Annotated in this window: 14 protein-coding genes and 1 pseudogene; 6 read left to right on the top strand and 9 right to left on the bottom strand. The window is 63.9% G+C overall.

Features of this window, described 5'->3' with window-relative positions:
• From NKJ01_RS33745 to nhaA, 5 genes are all read left to right on the top strand, one after another.
• On the top strand, window positions 1–728 hold a 728-nt coding region (locus tag NKJ01_RS33745), incomplete at its 5' end, for a DMT family transporter (protein ID WP_502905946.1).
• Between the two features lie 12 nt (window positions 729–740).
• Window positions 741–3,317: an ATP-dependent helicase HrpB gene (gene hrpB / locus NKJ01_RS33750; RefSeq protein ID WP_352734757.1), complete on the top strand. Its 2,577-nt coding sequence runs from the start codon at window positions 741–743 to the stop codon at window positions 3,315–3,317.
• A gap of 31 nt (window positions 3,318–3,348) precedes the next feature.
• Window positions 3,349–4,674, top strand: coding sequence for an ActS/PrrB/RegB family redox-sensitive histidine kinase (locus tag NKJ01_RS33755; RefSeq protein ID WP_352603920.1), 1,326 nt, complete (start codon window positions 3,349–3,351; stop codon window positions 4,672–4,674).
• A gap of 85 nt (window positions 4,675–4,759) precedes the next feature.
• Window positions 4,760–5,323 (top strand): ActR/PrrA/RegA family redox response regulator transcription factor, encoded by a 564-nt coding sequence (locus NKJ01_RS33760; RefSeq protein WP_111544836.1) that lies wholly within the window; start codon window positions 4,760–4,762, stop codon window positions 5,321–5,323.
• A 179-nt stretch (window positions 5,324–5,502) separates the two neighbouring features.
• On the top strand, window positions 5,503–6,699 hold the full coding sequence (gene nhaA, locus NKJ01_RS33765; RefSeq protein ID WP_352734759.1) for a Na+/H+ antiporter NhaA: 1,197 nt from the start codon (window positions 5,503–5,505) through the stop codon (window positions 6,697–6,699).
• 8 nt (window positions 6,700–6,707) lie between these two features.
• Here the strand turns inward: nhaA and NKJ01_RS33770 are convergent, their stop codons facing one another.
• The 4 genes and pseudogenes from NKJ01_RS33770 to cueR form a co-directional block, all read right to left on the bottom strand.
• The gene (locus NKJ01_RS33770) at window positions 6,708–7,208 is read right to left on the bottom strand and encodes an MmcB family DNA repair protein (RefSeq protein WP_352734768.1); all 501 of its coding nucleotides are present in this window, start codon (window positions 7,206–7,208) and stop codon (window positions 6,708–6,710) included.
• A 609-nt stretch (window positions 7,209–7,817) separates the two neighbouring features.
• Window positions 7,818–8,194, bottom strand: a pseudogene (locus NKJ01_RS36585) (IS1595 family transposase); the annotation flags it as partial.
• Window positions 8,195–9,600: 1,406 nt separating this feature from the next.
• Window positions 9,601–9,915 carry a protamine-2 (modular protein) gene (locus tag NKJ01_RS33775; RefSeq protein WP_352734761.1) on the bottom strand — a complete coding sequence of 105 codons (315 nt, stop codon included), beginning with the start codon at window positions 9,913–9,915 and terminating at the stop codon, window positions 9,601–9,603.
• Between the two features lie 109 nt (window positions 9,916–10,024).
• Entirely contained in the window at window positions 10,025–10,426 is a 402-nt protein-coding gene (gene cueR, locus NKJ01_RS33780; protein ID WP_352734763.1) for a Cu(I)-responsive transcriptional regulator, read from the bottom strand.
• A gap of 227 nt (window positions 10,427–10,653) precedes the next feature.
• On the opposite strand from cueR, the gene NKJ01_RS33785 reads away from it, so the two are divergent.
• Entirely contained in the window at window positions 10,654–11,271 is a 618-nt protein-coding gene (locus tag NKJ01_RS33785) for a L,D-transpeptidase (protein ID WP_352604121.1), read from the top strand.
• 184 nt (window positions 11,272–11,455) lie between these two features.
• Here NKJ01_RS33785 and NKJ01_RS33790 read toward each other — a convergent pair whose 3' ends face one another.
• The 5 genes from NKJ01_RS33790 to NKJ01_RS33810 all read right to left on the bottom strand — a co-directional run bounded on the left by NKJ01_RS33790 (window position 11,456) and on the right by NKJ01_RS33810 (window position 18,441).
• Entirely contained in the window at window positions 11,456–12,025 is a 570-nt protein-coding gene (locus NKJ01_RS33790) for a NifU family protein (protein ID WP_352603929.1), read from the bottom strand.
• A 181-nt stretch (window positions 12,026–12,206) separates the two neighbouring features.
• On the bottom strand, window positions 12,207–12,698 hold the full coding sequence (locus NKJ01_RS33795; protein ID WP_352603931.1) for a universal stress protein: 492 nt from the start codon (window positions 12,696–12,698) through the stop codon (window positions 12,207–12,209).
• Between the two features lie 102 nt (window positions 12,699–12,800).
• Window positions 12,801–13,868, bottom strand: coding sequence for a tryptophan--tRNA ligase (gene trpS / locus NKJ01_RS33800; RefSeq protein WP_023762744.1), 1,068 nt, complete (start codon window positions 13,866–13,868; stop codon window positions 12,801–12,803).
• Between the two features lie 117 nt (window positions 13,869–13,985).
• On the bottom strand, window positions 13,986–15,593 hold the full coding sequence (gene murJ, locus NKJ01_RS33805; protein ID WP_352603933.1) for a murein biosynthesis integral membrane protein MurJ: 1,608 nt from the start codon (window positions 15,591–15,593) through the stop codon (window positions 13,986–13,988).
• A gap of 46 nt (window positions 15,594–15,639) precedes the next feature.
• Window positions 15,640–18,441 (bottom strand): [protein-PII] uridylyltransferase, encoded by a 2,802-nt coding sequence (locus NKJ01_RS33810; RefSeq protein WP_352734766.1) that lies wholly within the window; start codon window positions 18,439–18,441, stop codon window positions 15,640–15,642.
• Between the last annotated feature and the right edge of the window lie 406 nt (window positions 18,442–18,847).

Here is an 18,847-nt window from a genome sequence, read left to right on the forward strand (position 1 = left end):
CGGTGCAGGCGCGTGCGTGGGCGGGAATCGCTTCCGGCGTGCTTAGCGTCTATGCCTTCACAACCATTCCGCTGGCGGAGTGCTATGCGCTGATCTTCCTGGCGCCGCTCTGCGTCACCATCCTGTCCACCGTGATCCTCGGGGAGAAGGTTGGTCCGTGGCGCTGGCTGGCGGTGGTCGCCGGCTTTGCCGGTGTCATGCTGGTGGTGCGGCCGGGCTTTCGCGAGCTCAATCTCGGCCACCTTGCCGCCTTCGGCGTCGCCTTCCTCGCCGCCACCAGCGTCATCCTGATGCGCTCGCTGGCGCAGCAGGAAAAGCGCACGACGATGCTGGGCGTGCTGGTCGGCTACGGCCTGGCGTTCAACGGCATCGGCGCCGCGGCCACCACGTTCACCGTTCCCGACGGAAAGCAGCTGGTGTGGCTGGTGATGGCCGGAGCCTTCACGGCAGGCGGACAATTCCTGCAGCTGCTGGCCATGAAATACGCACCCGCCAACCGCGTCGCGCCGACCGCATTACTCGCAGATCGTCTGGGCGGTGATCCTTGGCGCGTCGTTCTTCCAGGAATACCCCGACGGGCTGACGCTGGTCGGCCTGGCGGTCGTCGGTGGAGCCGGCCTGCTGACCATGGTGCGCGAGGAAGCGCGGCTGGGTACCGTGCGCTGGAACCCGTTTTCCCGCACCCGGCTCTGAGCCGGCACCGGTTGCACGGCGACCGTCAGCGCTGATATGCGGACGCGATGACGACAAAGCCCTTGCCCGAGCTTCCTGTTTCCGCCGTGCTGCCGGCGCTGCTCGAGGCGCTCGGCCATGGCAACAGTGCCGAGTTGGTGGCGCCGCCCGGCGCCGGCAAGACGACTCTGGTGCCGCTGGCACTGCTCGACGCATCCTGGCTGGGCGCCGGCAAGATCGTGCTGCTCGAACCGCGCCGGCTCGCCGCCCGCGCCGCAGCCCGCCGCATGGCCGAATTGCTTGATGAGGAGCCCGGCGCCACCGTCGGCTACGCCATGCGCATGGAGAACCGCACCTCGGCAAGCACCAGGATACTGGTCGTCACCGAAGGCGTGCTCGCGCGCATGATCCTCGATGATCCCGAACTGCCCGGCGTCTCGGCTGTTATTTTCGACGAATTCCACGAGCGTTCGCTCGACGGCGATTTCGGTCTTGCGCTGGCGCTCGACGTGCAGGGTGCGCTGCGGCCGGATCTGCGGCTGCTGGTGATGTCGGCGACGCTCGACGGCGCCCGCGTCGCCAAACTTCTGTCGGGCGCCCCGGTGATCCAGAGCGAGGGTCGCGCCTTTCCTGTCGACATCCGCTACGACGAGCGCCCCGCTGGCAGCACCATCGAGGACGCCATGGCCAAGGCGATCCGCGCCGCCCTCGCCGATGAGAGCGGCAGCGTGCTTGCCTTCCTGCCTGGCCAGCGCGAGATCGAACGCACCGCCGAGCGGCTGGCCGGCAGGATCAGTGCCGATACCGACATCGTGCCGCTCTACGGCATGCTCGACGGCATGGCGCAGGACGCGGCGATCAAGCCAGCGCCTCCAGGCCGCCGCAAGGTGGTACTGGCGACTTCGATTGCCGAAACCTCGATCACCATCGACGGCGTGCGGGTCGTCATCGATTCCGGCCTGTCGCGACTGCCGCGATACGAGCCGGCCAGTGGCCTCACCCGGCTGGAGACCGTGCGCGTCAGCAAGGCCTCCGCCGACCAGCGCGCCGGTCGTGCCGGGCGCACGCAAGCTGGCGTCGCCGTCCGGCTAGGGCGGGCCGAGCAGACGGCAGCACTCGCCCCCTTCACGCCGCCCGAAATCCTCGAGGCGGACCTATCCGGCCTGTTGCTCGACTGCGCCGCCTTCGGCGTCGCCGATCCGACAAAGCTCGCCTTTCTCGATCCGCCGCCGGCGCCGGCGCTCAACGAGGCCCGGGCGCTGCTGCGCGCGCTGGATGCCATAGACGAGGCGGGCCGCCTGACGGAAGCGGGCACGGCGATGCGCAAGCTCGCTTTGCCCGTACGGCTGGCACATATGGTCGCCGAGGCAGCGAAGAGCGGCCATGCCTTCGAGGCGGCCATGCTTGCCGTGCTGCTCACCGAACGCGGCCTTGGCGGTGATGGCGCCGACCTGGAACGGCGACTGATGCGCTTTCGCTCGGAACGAACGCCGCGTGCCACCGCCGCACGCCAGCTCGCCGAACGGCTGGCAAGGCAGGCCTTACCCTCCCCCTCGAGGGGAGGGTCGGCGAGCGAGCAGCGCGCAGCGACGCGAGGGAGACGGGGTGGGGTCGCCGATGGCGTGCCCGAACCGACCCCACCCCGATCCGCTACGCGGATCGACCCTCCCCACAAGGGGGAGGGAGCCGGTCCCCTGCTCGTCCACGCCTGGCCGGACCGCGTCGCCAGGGCGCGGGGCGAGCGCGGCCGTTTCGTGCTGGCCAATGGTTCGGGCGCCATGCTCGACGCCGCCGATCCGCTGGCGGGCGAGCCGTTTCTGGTCGTCGCCGACCTGCAGGGCAAGGCGCAGAATGCGCGCATCACGGCGGCGGCGGCAATTAGCGAGGACGATGTCCGCGCAGCACTTGCCGGCAGGATCGAAACACGAAGGCAAACGAGCTTCGACCGCGACAAGCGCGCGGTGCGCGAGCGCGAAACCGTGCGCCTCGGCGCGATCACGCTTGCCGAGCGCATGCTGCCGCCGCCAACCGGCACAGATGCCGATCAGGCCATCCTTGATGCGGTGCGCGAGCACGGGCTGTCGCTGCTGACCTGGAGCAAGGAGGCGCAAACGCTGCGCCAGCGGCTTGGCTGGCTGCATCGTGGCCTTGGCGCGCCCTGGCCCGATATGGTGGATGCCGCCCTCATCGAGCGCCTCGACGACTGGCTGCTGCCGTTCCTGTCCGGCGCGGCAAATTTTGCCGCTATCGATGCGGGCGTCGTCTCGACCGGACTGGCCACACTCGTGCCGCACGATCTCCAGCGCAAGATCGACACGTTGGCGCCAACCCATTTCGATGTTCCGTCAGGCAGCCATGTGCCGATCCGCTATGACGGCGAGTGGCCGGTGCTGGCGGTTCGCGTGCAGGAGCTGTTCGGCCTCGATCGCCACCCCGCCATCGCCAATGGCACCGTGCCGCTGACGCTCGAACTCCTGTCGCCGGCGCACCGGCCGATCCAGACGACACGCGACCTGCCCGGCTTCTGGCGCGGCTCCTGGGCCGATGTGCGCGCCGACATGCGCGGCCGCTATCCCAAGCATGTCTGGCCCGAAAATCCGCTGCTCGCCGCCGCCACCGCCCGGGCAAAACCCAGAGGCACCTAGCGCTTGCCGTCCCGCGGCTGTATTTCAGGCCATGACCAACGTTTTGCATTCGCCCGATTTCCAGCAGAGCCAGAGACTGCGCCTCAACACCCTGATCCGTCTGCGTTGGCTTGCGATCGTCGGTCAGAGCGTTGCGGTTCTCGTCGTTGCCTATGGCCTGAAGTTTCCGCTGCCGGTCAGCCTGTGCTTTGCGCTGATCGCCTGTTCGGCCTGGATGAACCTGTATCTCGCCTTCCGGTTCCCGGCAGCGCACCGGCTCACCCCACTTGCGGCCTTCGGCATCCTCATCTTCGACAGCCTGCAGCTTGCCGGCCTGCTCTACATGACCGGCGGCCTCACCAACCCGTTCTCGCTGCTGATGACGGTGCCCGTCGTCATCTCGGCGACATCGCTGCCCCTGCGCCTGACCGCTATCCTCGGCGGGCTGGTGATGTCGGCGGCGACCTTGCTGGTCTTTGTCCATCTGCCGCTGCCCTGGCATGAGGACGCGCCGCTGGAGATGCCCTTCATCTACGTCGCCGGCATGTGGATGGCGGTGCTGTCCTCGATCGCCTTCACCGCCATATACGCCTTCCGCGTTGCTGCCGAAGCAAGGCTTCTTGCCAATGCGCTCGCCGCCACCGAGCTGGTGCTGCAGCGCGAGCAGCACCTCTCGGCGCTCGACGGGCTGGCCGCCGCGGCCGCGCACGAGCTTGGCACGCCGCTCGCCACCATCGCGCTTGTCACCAAGGAGATGGAAAAGGCGCTCGGCAACGATCCGAAATACGGGGAAGACATGAAGCTGCTTCGCTCGCAGAGCGAGCGCTGCCGCGAAATCCTCAAGCGCCTGACCAGCCTGTCGTCCGAGGGCGAGGCGCATCTTTCGCGGCTGCCGTTGACCTCGCTGGTCGAGGAGGTCACCGCCCCGCATCGCGATTTCGGCATCTCGATCAAGCTTCGGCCTGGCGAGCGCATCGGGCCCGAGCCGGTCGGGCGCCGCAATCCGGGCGTCATTTACGGCCTCGGCAATCTGGTCGAGAATGCCGTCGATTTCGCCCGCAAGAGCGTCACTGTCGGCTGGAGCTGGAACGAGGCCACCGTCACTTTCTCGATCATCGATGACGGCCCGGGCTTTCCGGCCGAGATCATCGACCGCATCGGCGAGCCCTACATGTCGACGCGCCAGGGCAATGAAGCCGGCGGCGGCCTGGGGCTCGGCCTGTTCATCGCCAAGACGTTGCTCGAACGCTCGGGCGCGACGCTCGATTTCCGCAATTCGAGCGGCCTGGGTGAGGGCGCGGTGGTACAGATTTCGTGGCCGCGTGGTGTGTTCCTCAATCCGGAAATCACTTCGGCCAGCATGTTCGACACCGCCTGAGAGCCTTGAAGGAGCTCTAAAAATTGGACAATGAGGCTCGGGAACTATATCTGCGTAAAATTAAGGCAGCAGGAATTTTGAGACTATGACAGGCGACGAAAATATTGGCGCAATGGTTGAAGGCGAAGACACCTCGCTGCTCATCGTCGATGACGACAAGCCGTTCCTGACGCGTCTGGCCCGCGCCATGGAAACCAGGGGATTCGTCGTCGAGACGGCCGAGAGCGTCGAGGAGGCGGTTGCCAAGGCGCGCGCCAATCCGCCCGCCTACGCCGTGGTGGACATGCGGCTCGGTGACGGCAACGGCCTCGACGTGGTCGCGGCCATCCGCGAAAAGCGCGACGATTCCCGCACCATCATCCTGACCGGCTACGGCAACATCGCCACCGCGGTGACCGCGGTGAAGCTCGGCGCCGTCGATTACCTCTCCAAGCCCGCCGACGCCGACGATATCTTCGCGGCACTCACCCGCACCGCCGGTGAGCGCGCGGCGCCTCCGGAAAATCCGATGTCGGCCGACCGCGTCCGCTGGGAACATATCCAGCGCGTCTATGAAATGTGCGAGCGCAATGTCTCGGAGACCGCGCGCCGGCTCAACATGCATCGCCGCACCTTGCAGCGGATACTGGCCAAGCGCGCACCGCGCTAAACCGCGCGTCGTCATCCTCGGGTCTGCGCCGCCTCGCTTCGCTCCTTGCTCCGGGATGATGAAGTGATAGGCGTTTCGGCCAGTCTCCGAGGTATGCGATCTGCCAACGCGAACAGGTGTCTTGCGTCCCCAGCGACACCTGCGCAACATTGCGAGTGACGTGGCTTAACGGAGGCGACATGCAGGATTTGAAGCAGCGGCCGGTTTCCGTCCTTCGCGAATTTCTCGATAGCGAGGCGGCTGGCGGCATCATCCTGATGATGGCGGCGGCTCTGGCTCTGATCGTCGCCAATTCGCCGCTCGCCGAAGCCTACTTTTCCGCTCTTCATGCCTATCTCGGCCCACTCAGCGTGTCGCACTGGGTCAATGACGGACTGATGGCGGTTTTTTTCCTGCTCGTCGGGCTGGAGATCAAGCGCGAGATGCTGGATGGCCAGCTCTCCACCTGGCCCCGGCGCGCATTGCCCGGCATCGCCGCCGCCGGCGGCATGGTGGTTCCGGCGCTCGTCTATGTCGCCATCAACCGCGACAATACGGCGGCACTGTCAGGCTGGGCGATCCCGACCGCCACCGACATCGCCTTCGCGCTCGGCGTGCTGTCGCTGCTCGGCAGCCGCGTGCCGGCTTCGCTGAAAGTGTTCCTTACAGCACTTGCCATCATCGACGATCTCGGCGCCGTCATCATCATCGCCATCTTCTACACCAGCGGACTGTCGCTCACCTATCTCGGCGCCGCTTTCGCGGTCATCGCCGCACTCGTCGTGCTCAACCGCATGCGGGTGATGACGCTGCTGCCCTATCTCGTGCTGGGCGTCGTCCTGTGGGTGCTGGTGCTGAAATCGGGCGTCCATGCGACGCTTGCCGGCGTCGCGCTGGCGCTGACCATTCCGCTCGAACGCTCCGCCGGGATCGGCCACGATCTCGACCATTCGCCGCTGCATCGGCTCGAGCACGGCCTGCACAAGATAGTGCCCTTTGTCGTCATCCCGATCTTCGGCTTTGCCAATGCCGGCGTCTCGCTCGCCGGCCTGAGCTTCGGCGCGCTGATCGAACCGTTGACACTGGGTGTCGCCGCCGGGCTCGTGGCCGGCAAGCTGGTCGGCGTGTTCGGCTCCTCGGCACTTGCCATCCGGTTCGGGCTTGCCGATCTGCCCGTCAATGCCGGCTGGGCGCACATGATCGGCATCTCGCTGCTGTGCGGCATCGGCTTCACCATGAGCCTGTTCATCGGCCTGCTCGCCTTCGCCAGTGACGTCGCATTGCAGGACGCGGTCAAGGTCGGCATCCTCGCCGGCTCCTTCATCGCCGCCATCCTTGGCGCCGCCGTGCTTTTGATGGCTCCGGCGGTTGGTGGAGTGGACGAGGGCGAAGAGTAAGGCGAAACCTACTCGCTCTCATCCTCGAGCGCCGGCACCGACACACCGGCAAGCTCCGCCGCCAGCAGCCGTGAAGCGCCGGCCCGCGCGATCCGCAGCATCAGCGCCTTGCGCGTTGCCGCCGCCATGCGGTGCTCGGGCGCATCGCGCATGATCTCGGCGCCGTAGCCGTCGGAAAGGATGAAGCCGCACTCTTCGGGAAAGATCTCCGAGGGCACGCCGGGATGGGTGGCGAAGAAGAAGCGGTCGGAATGCAGCCGGTAGTCGGGCCATTTGCGGTCGACCCTGAAATCCTCGATCGAGGATTTGATCTCGATGATCCAGATGTCGCCCTGCCGGGTCAGTGCGACGAGGTCGGCACGGCGGCCGGTGGCCAGCGACAGCTCCGGCAGCACATGCGCGCCCATCTCCATCAGCAGCCGCTGCACGCCGCGCCGCACCAGCATGGCGCGTTCGGACTGGCGACCGTCGATGAGTGGGTTGATTGAGATGGGGGAGATAATGGGCATGGCGGCACCATGCCAGATTCTGTTCACGGTTTGAACCCCACCGCGGTGGCGGTTCTATGGTTTACAAACCCAAAGTGAAATAGGAATATAATCAGGACAGGCCGGCATTTTCACTACTCTCCGTTCTCACTGACAATTAGACCTCGCTAATATATTATGTACCCCACAATACGAGGGGTGTCATGAGACAGCCACGAATACGGATCGTGCTGGCGTGGCTTGTCTTAGCTGGCAACGCGGATGCCCACGATTGGTACACCGGCAAAAAAGATCCGGTTATGCAATCTGATTGCTGCGGCAACAAAGATTGCCATCCGATAGACCCTCGCGATGTCAGGGAGACGAAAGACGGCTATTACGTCAGGTTGGCTCGCCCAGCGTATATGAATGAGCCACAAGAGCAGGAGTGGTTTATCCCTAGGGAACGAGCCCAAGTCTCCCTCGATGACCGCTACCATATCTGTGAGCGTTTGATGACGTTCTATCGAACGATCATTCCCCATATGAAGTTCGAGGCCTACCAGAGGTACAAATGGAGGTGCTTCTTCGCGCCCAAGGGCACGAGTTCAATCGGGTCTCGTTGATGGACGCTACCCAGCCGTAGGGACCGCCGGCCTTCACCTGAGTGCCTTTCAGGCGACCGATATAGGTCTCGTCAACTTTCACGGTCTTGCCGTTGCCGCCAAGCGGGGAAAAGTCGCCAGACGCCATTGCAAGGCGAATGCGGTAGCATAGGAACCAAGCGGCCTCATAGGCGCATTCGAGTATGCGATGCATCTGGTGAGCGCTGATACCCTTCTTAGAGGCGCACATAACGTGGATTAGCTGAAGCCACTTGGTCAGCGGCAAATGGCTTTCCTCGAAGATCGTGCCCATGCGAACCGTGAATTGCGAGCGCAAGCGCTGCACTTGTACAGGCCGTGACCCTCGACGCCGTAGGGGTTTTTCTTGGAAGGCTTGGTACGAACGCCCTGAATATAATCATGACAAGCTGGCAACTAGCGCGTTCGACGCAGCGAGCGAATAAAGAGCATCAGGGATACGAGAGTGAACGCTGGGTTGCGATTGAAGCCCCACCATCCTCCTGATCGTTCTAGGAGTTCCGCCTCTAGTGGGTCTGTCGGACCAAGCGGGCCGCCGGCAATATGCTCCCCCTCAGGAGGAGGCCGCCTTGCCGCCTTAAGTTCTGCAACGCGCGCACCCAATTGGTTTAGCCGCGCTTGCAACTCGTTATCGGCGAGGTCTGCACCCATTCAAATATCATCGCACCACTTAGGAGCGGGCGCTAGGCGCAATCCAGCCGTAGGCCAATGGCCTCTTCTGCACAGCCGCGTAAAGGACTCATAGGCTCTGATGAGCTGTCGTAGGTGGTAATAGGTTCTAACTCGGCAACAAACCACGGTCGCCAGGAAGTGGCCGGCGCATGCCGGTGGGACGGCATTGCCGAAGCCGCGTCGGCCACTGCGGCGACTTTGGGGGTATGCCGCCTCATCAGACTAGCATCCGGCGACAAGGGCGAGAGCCTTGGTAAAAACCGTACCATCGCAGTCCGGAAGGCGCTCTGGCTCATCGCCTCGTTTCATTCCATCCGAGGAATGGCGGCCTTGCTTGCCTGCGATCTCGCTTCGGCCTTCAGCAACGCTTCATGCAGGTCCTAGAACGGTCGCACCCGGCGATTTCATATTTGACAGACCCGGCCCACCGCGGCGTCACGTTCGTTTCCTCCTATTTAAATTAGCTAGCGCGCATATAAGGAAAAAGTGGTATTTTAAGAGGCAGCCGGAGCTCCCCCATGACACCCCGCTCCGGTCAGGCCCGGTAGCGGTCCACCCAAAGGAAAGGCTGCCGGGCCGCTGTCTTCCATCAACAGCCGGGCAAACGGGGCCAAGACCTGAGGTCCACCCACAAAATCTGACAGTCCGGAGATGTCCATTGGACGTGCCTCAGTTGGCCGAGATGTAAGTCGCGTCGACCCTGCCACCAAAGGTAGTGCCGGTCATCAGGATGACAACTCGCCCTCGCGCTCAAATGATAGTCGTTGCCAAAATGGCCGACGCGGATGCCGGTGAGACAACATTGCCTAATCGCGTCGGCCACCTGCGGCGGATTTAGGATTGCCGCCTTTCAAGTTTAGCGCGGCTCAGAAGGTGGGCAATGCGCCTCACGACTTGGTTATGATCGTACAATCGAGTCCCCATGTGCGAGTCCCCGTATGCCTTTTTGCAACCAACCCATCGCCCCCTCGTTGAGCCAATGCCGGGCTGATCCCCGGCGCTCCAGAGACTGCCCGCCGCCCTGCAGCGGCGGGCCTTTTTGCCCTGATCGGAGTCTAGTCGACAGCGACAGCGCTGGCCCGGCGAATGCGGAGGCCTTCGTGTTTGCCGGGTCTCGGTCAGAAGCGGATCCAGAAGGATCTGCGGAAACACCTGCGGCGCCAGTAACCGTAACGCCAATAGCGACGGCAAACTCTTCTCCAGACGCGACGACGGCGGCGGTGCCACCTGCGATGCCGCACGAACTCGATGCCGTCTTGGGCATCAGGACCATCCTGGTCCAGGATATCGTCGGACGGTCTGTCGAGTTCATCGAGAATGCCGGGTCCCGTATTCGGGATGCCGGCCAACGCAGTGGCAGGACGCGCAAGTGCGACCACGGTCGCGGCCCCGGCCATTCCTAGCATTCCGGTCAGAAACAATCGCCGATCCATGCCAACCTCCGTCGTTGATCATTGCGACAAAGATGAAATAGTGCGGTCGATTGACGCGCCCAGATATGGAAGGAAATTGTGCCGATCGAACTGCCGCGCCGGCGGCGACCTAGTCGCCGAGCAACGCCGCCCCCGCCATGTCATCCAGGATCGGGCAATCCGGCCTTTCGTCGCCATGGCAGGCGTGGATCAGCTTCTGCAAGGTCGAGCGCATCGACTGCAGTTCGCGCACCTTCTCCTCGATCGCCGTGACATGGGCGGCGGCGATCTCTCGCACGTCGTGGCTGGCGCGGTCGCGGTCCTGGTAGAGCGCCATCAACTGGCGGCAATCATCAATGGAAAAGCCGAGATTGCGCGCACGGCGCAAAAAGGTCAGCCGGTGGATGTCGTCTCCGGAATAGTCGCGGTAGCCGTTGACGGCGCGCGCCGGAGCGATCAGGCCGATCTCTTCATAGTAGCGGATGGTCTTGGCCGGCAGGCCGGAACGGTGGGCGGCGTCACCGACATTCATGACGGTTCTCCTCGATTCCTGATGAAGCCGTGGGCGCGGCCATTGAATTTCCTCCACAATCCTGTGAAGGCTGTTGCCAAAATGCCATAGTGGCACGCTTACCAGCACGTCAACTTCGGCATATAGGCATCGCGCGCTTGGCAAGCAAAGAAAATGCCAGCATGAATGATTGCGAAAAAGCGGCCGACTCGTGCCGCCGAAGTTGGGGCGGGGCACCGGATCACCTGATGCGCATGAAGTCGTTTGCTATCGTCGCCGCACTGGCGCTGTCCACTGCTATCGCCGGTTGCAGCACCATCGGCTCGCAGATTTTTTCCAACGACTATGGCGCGGTCACCGACGCCGGTTACCAGCTGCCGCGCGTCCCGATCGAGAAAGTGCCGTTGAAGTACCATCGGCAGGAAGTGAACTACGACAGCCCGGAAAAGCCGGGCACCATCATCGTCGATACGCAGAACAAGTTCCTCTATTTCGTCGAAGGTGACGGCCGGGCTATTCGCTACGGCATCGGCGTCGGCCGCGAAGGCTTCGAGTGGCATGGCACCGCCCACATTGCGCTCAAGCGCGAATGGCCGACCTGGACGCCGCCGAGGCAGATGATCCAGCGCCAGCCCGAATTGGAAAAGTTTGCCGGCGGCATGGAGCCGGGCCTGAAGAACCCGCTCGGTGCGCGCGCCATGTACCTGTTCAACAAGGGCGGTGATTCGGGCTATCGCCTGCATGGCAGCCCGGAATGGAATTCGATTGGCAAAGCGATGTCGTCGGGCTGCATCCGCCTGATGAATCAGGACATTATCGACCTCTATGACCGCGCCTCGGTCGGCGCCAAGGTCATTGTTCTTTAGACCATGATCCCGAGAAACCGGTACCGGTTCTCGGAAAAATCATGATCAGATAGAGGCAGCTTTCGTACGCGGACCGTCTAGGCAACAACGGACGTCCCAAACAGAAAACCGGGCACTTTGGCCCGGTTTTTTGTTTTTTGCGATCGATCGAGTTTGTTAGCCGGCAAGGCGGCGAGCTGAACCGTCAGGAGACCTGTTCGACCTGCTGCACTTCCGGCACGAAGTGGCGAAGAAGGTTCTGGATGCCGTGCTTCAGCGTCGCCGTCGACGACGGGCAGCCGGCGCAGGCGCCTTTCATGTGCAGGAACACCGTGCCGTTCTCGAAGCCGCGGAAGGTGATGTCGCCGCCATCCTGGGCGACCGCCGGACGCACGCGCGTATCGAGCAGTTCCTTGATGGTGATGACCAGTTCCTCGTCAGCCTTGTCGTAGAACTCGCCGGTCAGGCTGGTCTCGGCGGCAGGGCCGGCCTTGGCCATGACAGGCGCACCGGACATGAAATGTTCCATGATGGCGCCGAGGATCGCCGGCTTCAAATGCTGCCAGTCGGGGCCATCCTTGGTCACGGTGATGAAGTCATAGCCGAAGAAAACACCGGTAATGCCGGCAATTTCAAACAGCCGGCCGGCGAGCGGCGAGGCAATTGAGGCGCTGTCGGCATCGCGGAAATCGGCGGTGCCTTCCAGAAGCACTTCCTTGCCGGGCAGGAATTTCAGCGTCGCCGGGTTTGGCGTCGATTCGGTCTGGATGAACATGGCCGTCTCCGTGCCCGTTTCGGGCAGCTAGTTTGGAATAATTCTAAATAGGCCCAATCCGCCGGACATTCAAGCGAAACGCATCGTCGGAACGGCTGGCTGGCGGAATGTTTTTGCGCGCCCCGGGAGGTGATCGAAGGTGTGTTGAGGTTCAGTCAGGCCGCCCTGACATCGATACACCTCAGGCGAGACTGTCGATCTCTTCATCCGAAAGGTTCTGCGGCACGACCGTCACCGGGATCGGGAAGGCGGCACCCTTGCCGGCCACGGCGCCGACCAGTGGGCCCGGGCCCTCCTTGCCCGCACCGGCGGCCAGCACCAGGATGGCGATGTCCTGGTCTTCCTCGATCAATTTGTGGATCTCTTCCGTCGGCTTGCCTTCGCGCACAACCATCTCCGGCTCGATGCCAAGCTTCTGGCGCACCCTGCTGGCATAGCTGTCGAGTGCCGCGCGCGCCGTGGCGGTCGCCTCCTCGCGCATGATCTTCTCGACGCCCAGCCAGTGCTGGAAATCGTCCGGCTCGATGACATAGAGCAGCACCAGCGTGCCGCTGGTGCTCTGCGCCCGCTTCGAGGCGTAGGCGACGGCGCGCTCACACTCGGGCGTGTCGTCGATGATCGCCAGGAATTTGCGGCGATGGCCGGCTTCGCGGCTGAGGCGTTTGGAGACCATGTCTGTGTACTCGGTGTTACTGAGGCCGCAATCTGCCACCGCCGCAGACCGGCGGCAAGCCGCCGGCCTTGGGCAAGTATGGTGCAGTGCGACAGCGAGAGATCAGGCCTGCAGCAGCCCGATGATGTCGCGCACGGTCTTCATCGTCGCCTCGGCCAGCACGCCGGCGCGCTCGCCGCCGTCCCTGAGCACCGCGTCGACATAGGTGCGGTCGTCGGAAATGCGGCGCATCTCGCTGGCGATCGGCGCCAGTCTTTCCACCGCAAGGTCCGCCAGCGCCGGCTTGAACACCGAAAACTGCTGGCCGGCGAACTCCTTGAGTACATCGGCCTTCGACATCTCGGCGAGACCAGCATAGATGCCGACCAGGTTTTCCGCCTCGGGCCGGGCGGCCAGGCCGTCCAGTTCGCTCGGCAACGCTTCCGGGTCGGTCTTGGCCTTGCGGATCTTCTTCGAGATGGCATCGGCATCGTCGGTCAGGTTGATGCGCGACAGGTCCGACGGGTCCGACTTCGACATCTTCTTCGAGCCGTCGCGCAGCGACATGATGCGCGCCGCCGGCCCGCCGATGACCGGCTCGGTCAGCGGGAAATAGCCGTTCACGGTCTCTTCGCCGACCTGCATCTCGACGCCGACGCCAAGACGGGCGATGCGGTCCGAAAAATCGTTGTTGAATTTCTGCGCGATGTCGCGGGTCAGCTCCAGATGCTGCTTCTGGTCCTCACCCACCGGCACATGCGTTGCACGATAGAGCAGAATGTCGGCAGCCATCAGGGAGGGATAGGCAAGCAGGCCGAGCGACGCGTTCTCGCGGTCCTTGCCGGCCTTGTCCTTGAACTGCGTCATGCGGTTCATCCAGCCGATACGTGCCACGCAATTGAAGATCCAGGCAAGCTCCGCATGCTGCATGACCCGCGACTGGTTGAAGACGATGTGCTTCTTGGGGTCGATGCCCGAGGCCAGGAACGCCGCGGTGATCGACCGCGTCTGGTCGGCGAGGTCTTCATAAACGAGTTGGGCGGTGAGCGAATGCAGATCGACGACGCAATAGATGCAGTCGGAAGTGTCCTGCAGAGCGACGAATTTCTTGATGGCGCCGAGATAGTTGCCGAGATGCAGATTGCCGGTCGGCTGGACGCCGGAAAAGACGAGTGGCTTGAAGGCGGTCATGATTTCCTCATGGCTTGTGGAGGGCCGTTTCGCGCGCGGCGAAAGTCTTTCGACGGCGCGCTTATGGACGAGAGCAGCGTTGCGATCAAGACCGGCGTTGCCGACCGGTTGCCCGGTCTATTCGTCCGGTTCGATTCTTGCGGCCAGGGGTGCTCCCTTGGCCTCGCCCCGTTTGACATTGCGACGGATCATGCCGAAATCGGCGCCGCCGGTTGCAAACGCGGTGACGAAGTAGAGCAGTGCCCCGCCGGCAACCAGCGCCAGGAGCGTCGTCGCCTTGACGACCAGCGGCGAACCCGGGCCGAGCCTCACGGCGAACCAGTGCTCGGCAAAATAGAGCGCCGCCCCCATCACCACCGCCGACAGCACCAGCCGCGGAATGCGTTTCATCAGGGGCACGTCGCGGCCCCAATGGCCGCGCCGGATCAAGACGCCGAGCAGCATCATCGCGTTGACCCAGCCGGCGACGGCCGAGGCCACCGCGATGCCGGGAGCGCCCATCCGTGGAAACAGCGTCAGGGCCGTGGTGACGTTTACCGCTACCGAGATGGCGGCAAAGATCATCGGCGTGCGCGTGTCCTCACGGGCGAAATAGCCTGGGGTGAACGCCTTGATCAGCACGAAGGCTGGCAGGCCGAGGCCGAAGATCGCCAGGATCGCCGCCACCGTCGGCGTCGAGCCGTTGGCGGCAAACGCGCCCCGTTCATAGACCAGCCGCACGATCGGTTCCGACATCACCCAGAGGGCTGCTGCCGCTGGCAGCGTCAGAAACAGCGTGAATTCGACCGAGCGGTTCTGCAGGTTGGCCGCCTCGATCAGATTGCCAGACTTCAGCGCCCGCGACAGTTCGGGCAACAGCACGATCGCGACCGCGACGCCGACCACGCCGAGCGGCAACTGGTAGATGCGGTCGGCATAAGCGAGCGAGGACACCGCGCTGTTCTGCGCCGAGGCGATTGCGGTGCCGATCAGCTGGTTGATCTGAGTGATGCCGCCGGTGATTGCCGCCGGCAGCGCCAGGATCAGCAGCCGCTTGACCGCGGGCGTCATTTTCGGACGGCGAAAGCCGATCGAGATGCCGGCATGGCGCACCGCCACCCAGACGATCGCCAGTTGCACCAGTCCGGCGGCAAGCACGCCCCAGGACAGCCCGTAGCCGACGGTGAGCGCGTCGGAGCCCCTGTACCAGGCATAGGCGAGCACGCCGATCAGGATGACGTTGAGGAACACCGGTGCCACCGCGGCGGCGAAATAGCGGCGCAGCGAATTCAGCATTCCCGCCATCATGGCGCCGAGCGACATGCAGATCAGATAGGGAAACATGATCGTCGCCAGCGTCACCGTGGTGTCGAATTTCCCCGGCGTGCCGGCAAAACCGGGCGCCACCAAATAGCGCACGATCAGCGGCATCGACAGTTCCATGATGATCGTCAGCGCCAGCAGAGCCGTGAACAGGACGCCGAAGACTTCCTCGGAGAAGCGCTTGGCGCCATCGGTACCGTGGGTCTCGATCTCCTTGGCGAACAGCGGCACGAAGGCGGCGTTGAAGGCGCCCTCGGCAAACAGCCGGCGAAAGGTGTTGGGAAACTGGAAGGCGGCGTTGAAGGCGTCGGCGACCGGTCCGGTGCCGAGCGCTGCGGCCATCAGCATCTCACGGCCGAAGCCGAGCGCACGGCTCATCAGCGTGCCGGAAGCGACCGTTGCGAATTTCTTGACGAGGCTCATGCGTTTGGAGACTGCCTGCAGGATAAGGACAAAGTGATGGTGGCGGTCACTCGGCCGCTGCCTTGGCCTTGCCGCCGCGTTCGGGCACGGTGCCCTCGAGCGTTGCCACCAGCCGGTTGCGGATGGTGGCGATGCGAGCCGGGCTGTCGATCTTCTGGCCGGTGAGATCGGTGACATAGAAGGTGTCGATGACTTTCTCGCCGAAGGTGGTGATGTGGGCCGATGCGATGTCGAGCGACAGGTCGGAAAGCGTTCCGGTGATCTCCGACAGCAAGCCCGGCCGGTCCAGGCCCTCGACCTCGACGACCGAAAAGCGGTTGGACAGCGTGTTGCGGATTTCGGCGCGCGGCGGGATCTTGAATGCCTTGGAGCCGCGCCGCGGCTTGGTGCGCTTCTCGATCATCTCCGGCAGCCAGCTCTTGCCTGAGAGCACGTCCTCTATCAGCCGTCCGACACGCTCGGCACGCCGGCGCTCGTCCTCGTCGCGGTCGAATTCTCGCGAGATCAGGATGGTGTCCAGGGCGCGGCCGTCCGACGTCGTGAAGATCTGTGCGTCGACGATGTTGCCGCCGGCTCCGGCGCAAGCCCCTGCGATGACCGAGAGCAGGCGGGGATGGTCCTGCGCCAGCACGGTGATTTCGGTCACGGCCTCGAACTGATGGGTCTTGACCATGGTGGCGAGCTTCTTGCCCGCCACATCAGCCTCGCGGATGAACTCGGCATGGCGCAGCTGGTCGGCGAGATCGACGGTCAAAAGGTAGTTCTCGTAGTGTTGGCCGACATAGCGCTTGCGGACCTTGTCCGGCCAACTGGCAAGTGCCTCGGCGAGAAGCTCGCGCGCCGCCGCCGTGCGCTGGGCGCGCGACACTTCCGAAAAGCCGCCGCTCAAAAGCAATTCGGTCTCGTAGTAAAGCGTGCGCAGCAACTGGCCCTTCCAGCCGTTCCAGACACCGGGCCCAACGCCCCTGATGTCGCAGACGGTCAGGACCAAAAGCAGCTTCAACCGCTCGACCGACTGCACGATCGCGGCGAAATCCTCGATGGTCTTGCGGTCGTTGAGGTCGCGGGTCTGCGCCGTCATCGACATCACCAGATGGTTCTCGACCAGCCAGGCAACGGTTTCGGTATCGGCTGGAGACAGTCCCATATGCGGGCAGATGCGCCGGGCGATCCTGGCACCGACCTCGGAATGATCCTCCGGCCTGCCCTTGGCGATGTCGTGCAGCAGCACGGCGACATAGAGCGCCTCGCGGCTCTTCTTCAGCCCCGGCATCAGCGTGTGCGCGAGGGGATGGACCTTTTCGCCGTCGCCGCGCTCGATCTCGGCCAGCACGCCGATGCAGCGGATCAGGTGCTCGTCCACCGTGTAGTGGTGGTACATCGAGAACTGCATCATGGCGACGATCTTGCCGAAATCCGGGATCAGTCTGCCGAGCAGTCCGGCCTCGTTCATGCGCCGCAGATTGAGTTCGGCATTGCGGTCCGAGGTCAGGATGTCGAGGAACAGCCGGTTGGCTTCCTCATCGCGCCGCAGCGACTTGTTGACCAGGCCGAGCGAGCGGGTCAGCAGTTTCAGCGCATCGGGGTGGAATTCAAGACCGTGCTTGTCGGCAAACCAGAACAACCTCAAAAGATTGACCGGATCGCGTTCGAACACCTGGTCGTCGGCGATGTTGATGCGGTGGTTGTCGACGATGAAGTCCGGCGTGCCGGCCAGCTTGCGTTTGCGTCGTGAGAAGGTGAGGAAGATACGGTTGAAGCCCGGCACGTGCTTGGCCTGCTCCTCCTCGAGCGCGGCGCAGAAGATGCGGGTCAGGTCGCCGACATCCTTGGCGACGAGGAAATAGTGCTTCATGAAGCGCTCGACCGCCGATAGGCCGGGGTGGGTTGTGTAGCCGAGCCGTTCGGCGATCTCGCGCTGGATGTCGAAATGCAGCCTTTCCTCGGCCTTGCCGGTGAGAAAATGCATATGGCAGCGTACCGCCCACAGAAAATCCTCGGCCTTCAGGAACTCCCGGTATTCGCCCTCGGTGAAGACGCCCTTGTCGACCAGTTCCTCGCCGGTACGCACCCGGTAGAAATATTTGCCGATCCAGAACAGCGTCTGCAGGTCGCGCAGGCCGCCCTTGCCGTCCTTGACGTTGGGCTCCACGAGATAGCGGCTTTCACCGGCCTTGGCATGACGGTCGTCACGTTCGGCAAGCTTGGCCTGGACATATTCGGGGCCGGTCGTGCGCACCACCTCATGGTCGAAGCGCAGCATCAGCTCGTCATAGAGTTTTTCCTCGCCCCACAGGAACCGCGCTTCGAGGATCGAGGTGCGGATCGTGATGTCGTTGCGCGACAGCCGCACGCATTCGTCGATATTGCGGGTAGCGTGGCCGACCTTCAGCCCCAGATCCCACAGCATGTAGAGCATGTATTCGACGGTCTGTTCGCCCCATGGCGTCTGCTTGTAGGGCAGCAGGAACAACAGGTCGATGTCGGACCCGGGCGCCAGCGTACCGCGGCCATAGCCGCCGACGGCGACGACGGCCATGCGCTCCGCCGAAGACGGGTTCTTGACCCGGTAGACATGGGTGACGGCGAAATCGTAGAGCGCCCGGATGATCTCGTCCATGAGATGCGACAGCCGCGCCGCGCAGGCGCTGCCGCCGCCGTCGTCCCGCAGCATCCGTTCGGCAATGGCGCGCCCGTCTGCCAGCCGCCCCTTGAGCAGATGGAGCACACCGCTGCGCGCCGTCTGTGCGGAGCCGTCGCCTGCCTTGGCCGCAGTCAGCGCGGTCATCTCGCGTCGCAAGGCTTCGCCATCGATCAGTTCGTCGAGCTTCAGGGAGATTCTTGCCATATGTCCAGGTCGGCCTTGCCTTTTCGGCGGCGTCTATAGCGCGTTTTCGCGGCGCTGGGTATGGGGCGGAAATACGAGCCCGCTCTCGCTCAAGCGTGCTTGGCATCCACCCGCAACGAGATGAAGAAATTTAACCCCTTGACCTTCCAGTTACTGGAAGCCCTATCTCCGCGTCACCCACCGACCCTTAGAGGCATTTTCGCATGACGCATTCCGATCACGATCATCACGCGCATGGCGGCTGCTGTTCGGCAAACCGCGCAACACCTGCCGCACAGGCCGTCGTCCGCGATCCGGTCTGCGGCATGACCGTCGACCCCGGCCCCCGGCCGCCCGGGGCCCGGGCGGGGGGGCCCCCCGCGGCGTGGTTGGGGGGAGTGTGGGTTTTCAACAAAAAGCGCCCCCC

The sequence above is a fragment of the Mesorhizobium sp. M0276 genome (assembly GCF_040321755.1).
GTDB lineage: Bacteria > Pseudomonadota > Alphaproteobacteria > Rhizobiales > Rhizobiaceae > Mesorhizobium.

Excerpts from the sequence above, each read along its gene's own strand:
- NKJ01_RS33760 (WP_111544836.1), top strand. The coding sequence starts at position 4,760 with ATGACAGGCGACGAAAATATTGGCGCAATGGTTGAAGGCGAAGACACC.
- nhaA (WP_352734759.1), top strand. The coding sequence starts at position 5,503 with ATGCAGGATTTGAAGCAGCGGCCGGTTTCCGTCCTTCGCGAATTTCTC.
- hrpB (WP_352734757.1), top strand. The coding sequence starts at position 741 with ATGACGACAAAGCCCTTGCCCGAGCTTCCTGTTTCCGCCGTGCTGCCG.
- NKJ01_RS33770 (WP_352734768.1), bottom strand. The coding sequence starts at position 7,208 with ATGCCCATTATCTCCCCCATCTCAATCAACCCACTCATCGACGGTCGC.
- trpS (WP_023762744.1), bottom strand. The coding sequence starts at position 13,868 with ATGACCGCCTTCAAGCCACTCGTCTTTTCCGGCGTCCAGCCGACCGGC.
- NKJ01_RS33795 (WP_352603931.1), bottom strand. The coding sequence starts at position 12,698 with ATGGTCTCCAAACGCCTCAGCCGCGAAGCCGGCCATCGCCGCAAATTC.
- murJ (WP_352603933.1), bottom strand. The coding sequence starts at position 15,593 with ATGAGCCTCGTCAAGAAATTCGCAACGGTCGCTTCCGGCACGCTGATG.
- NKJ01_RS33810 (WP_352734766.1), bottom strand. The coding sequence starts at position 18,441 with ATGGCAAGAATCTCCCTGAAGCTCGACGAACTGATCGATGGCGAAGCC.
- cueR (WP_352734763.1), bottom strand. The coding sequence starts at position 10,426 with ATGAATGTCGGTGACGCCGCCCACCGTTCCGGCCTGCCGGCCAAGACC.
- NKJ01_RS33790 (WP_352603929.1), bottom strand. The coding sequence starts at position 12,025 with ATGTTCATCCAGACCGAATCGACGCCAAACCCGGCGACGCTGAAATTC.
- NKJ01_RS33785 (WP_352604121.1), top strand. The coding sequence starts at position 10,654 with ATGCGCATGAAGTCGTTTGCTATCGTCGCCGCACTGGCGCTGTCCACT.
- NKJ01_RS33775 (WP_352734761.1), bottom strand. The coding sequence starts at position 9,915 with ATGGATCGGCGATTGTTTCTGACCGGAATGCTAGGAATGGCCGGGGCC.
- NKJ01_RS33755 (WP_352603920.1), top strand. The coding sequence starts at position 3,349 with ATGACCAACGTTTTGCATTCGCCCGATTTCCAGCAGAGCCAGAGACTG.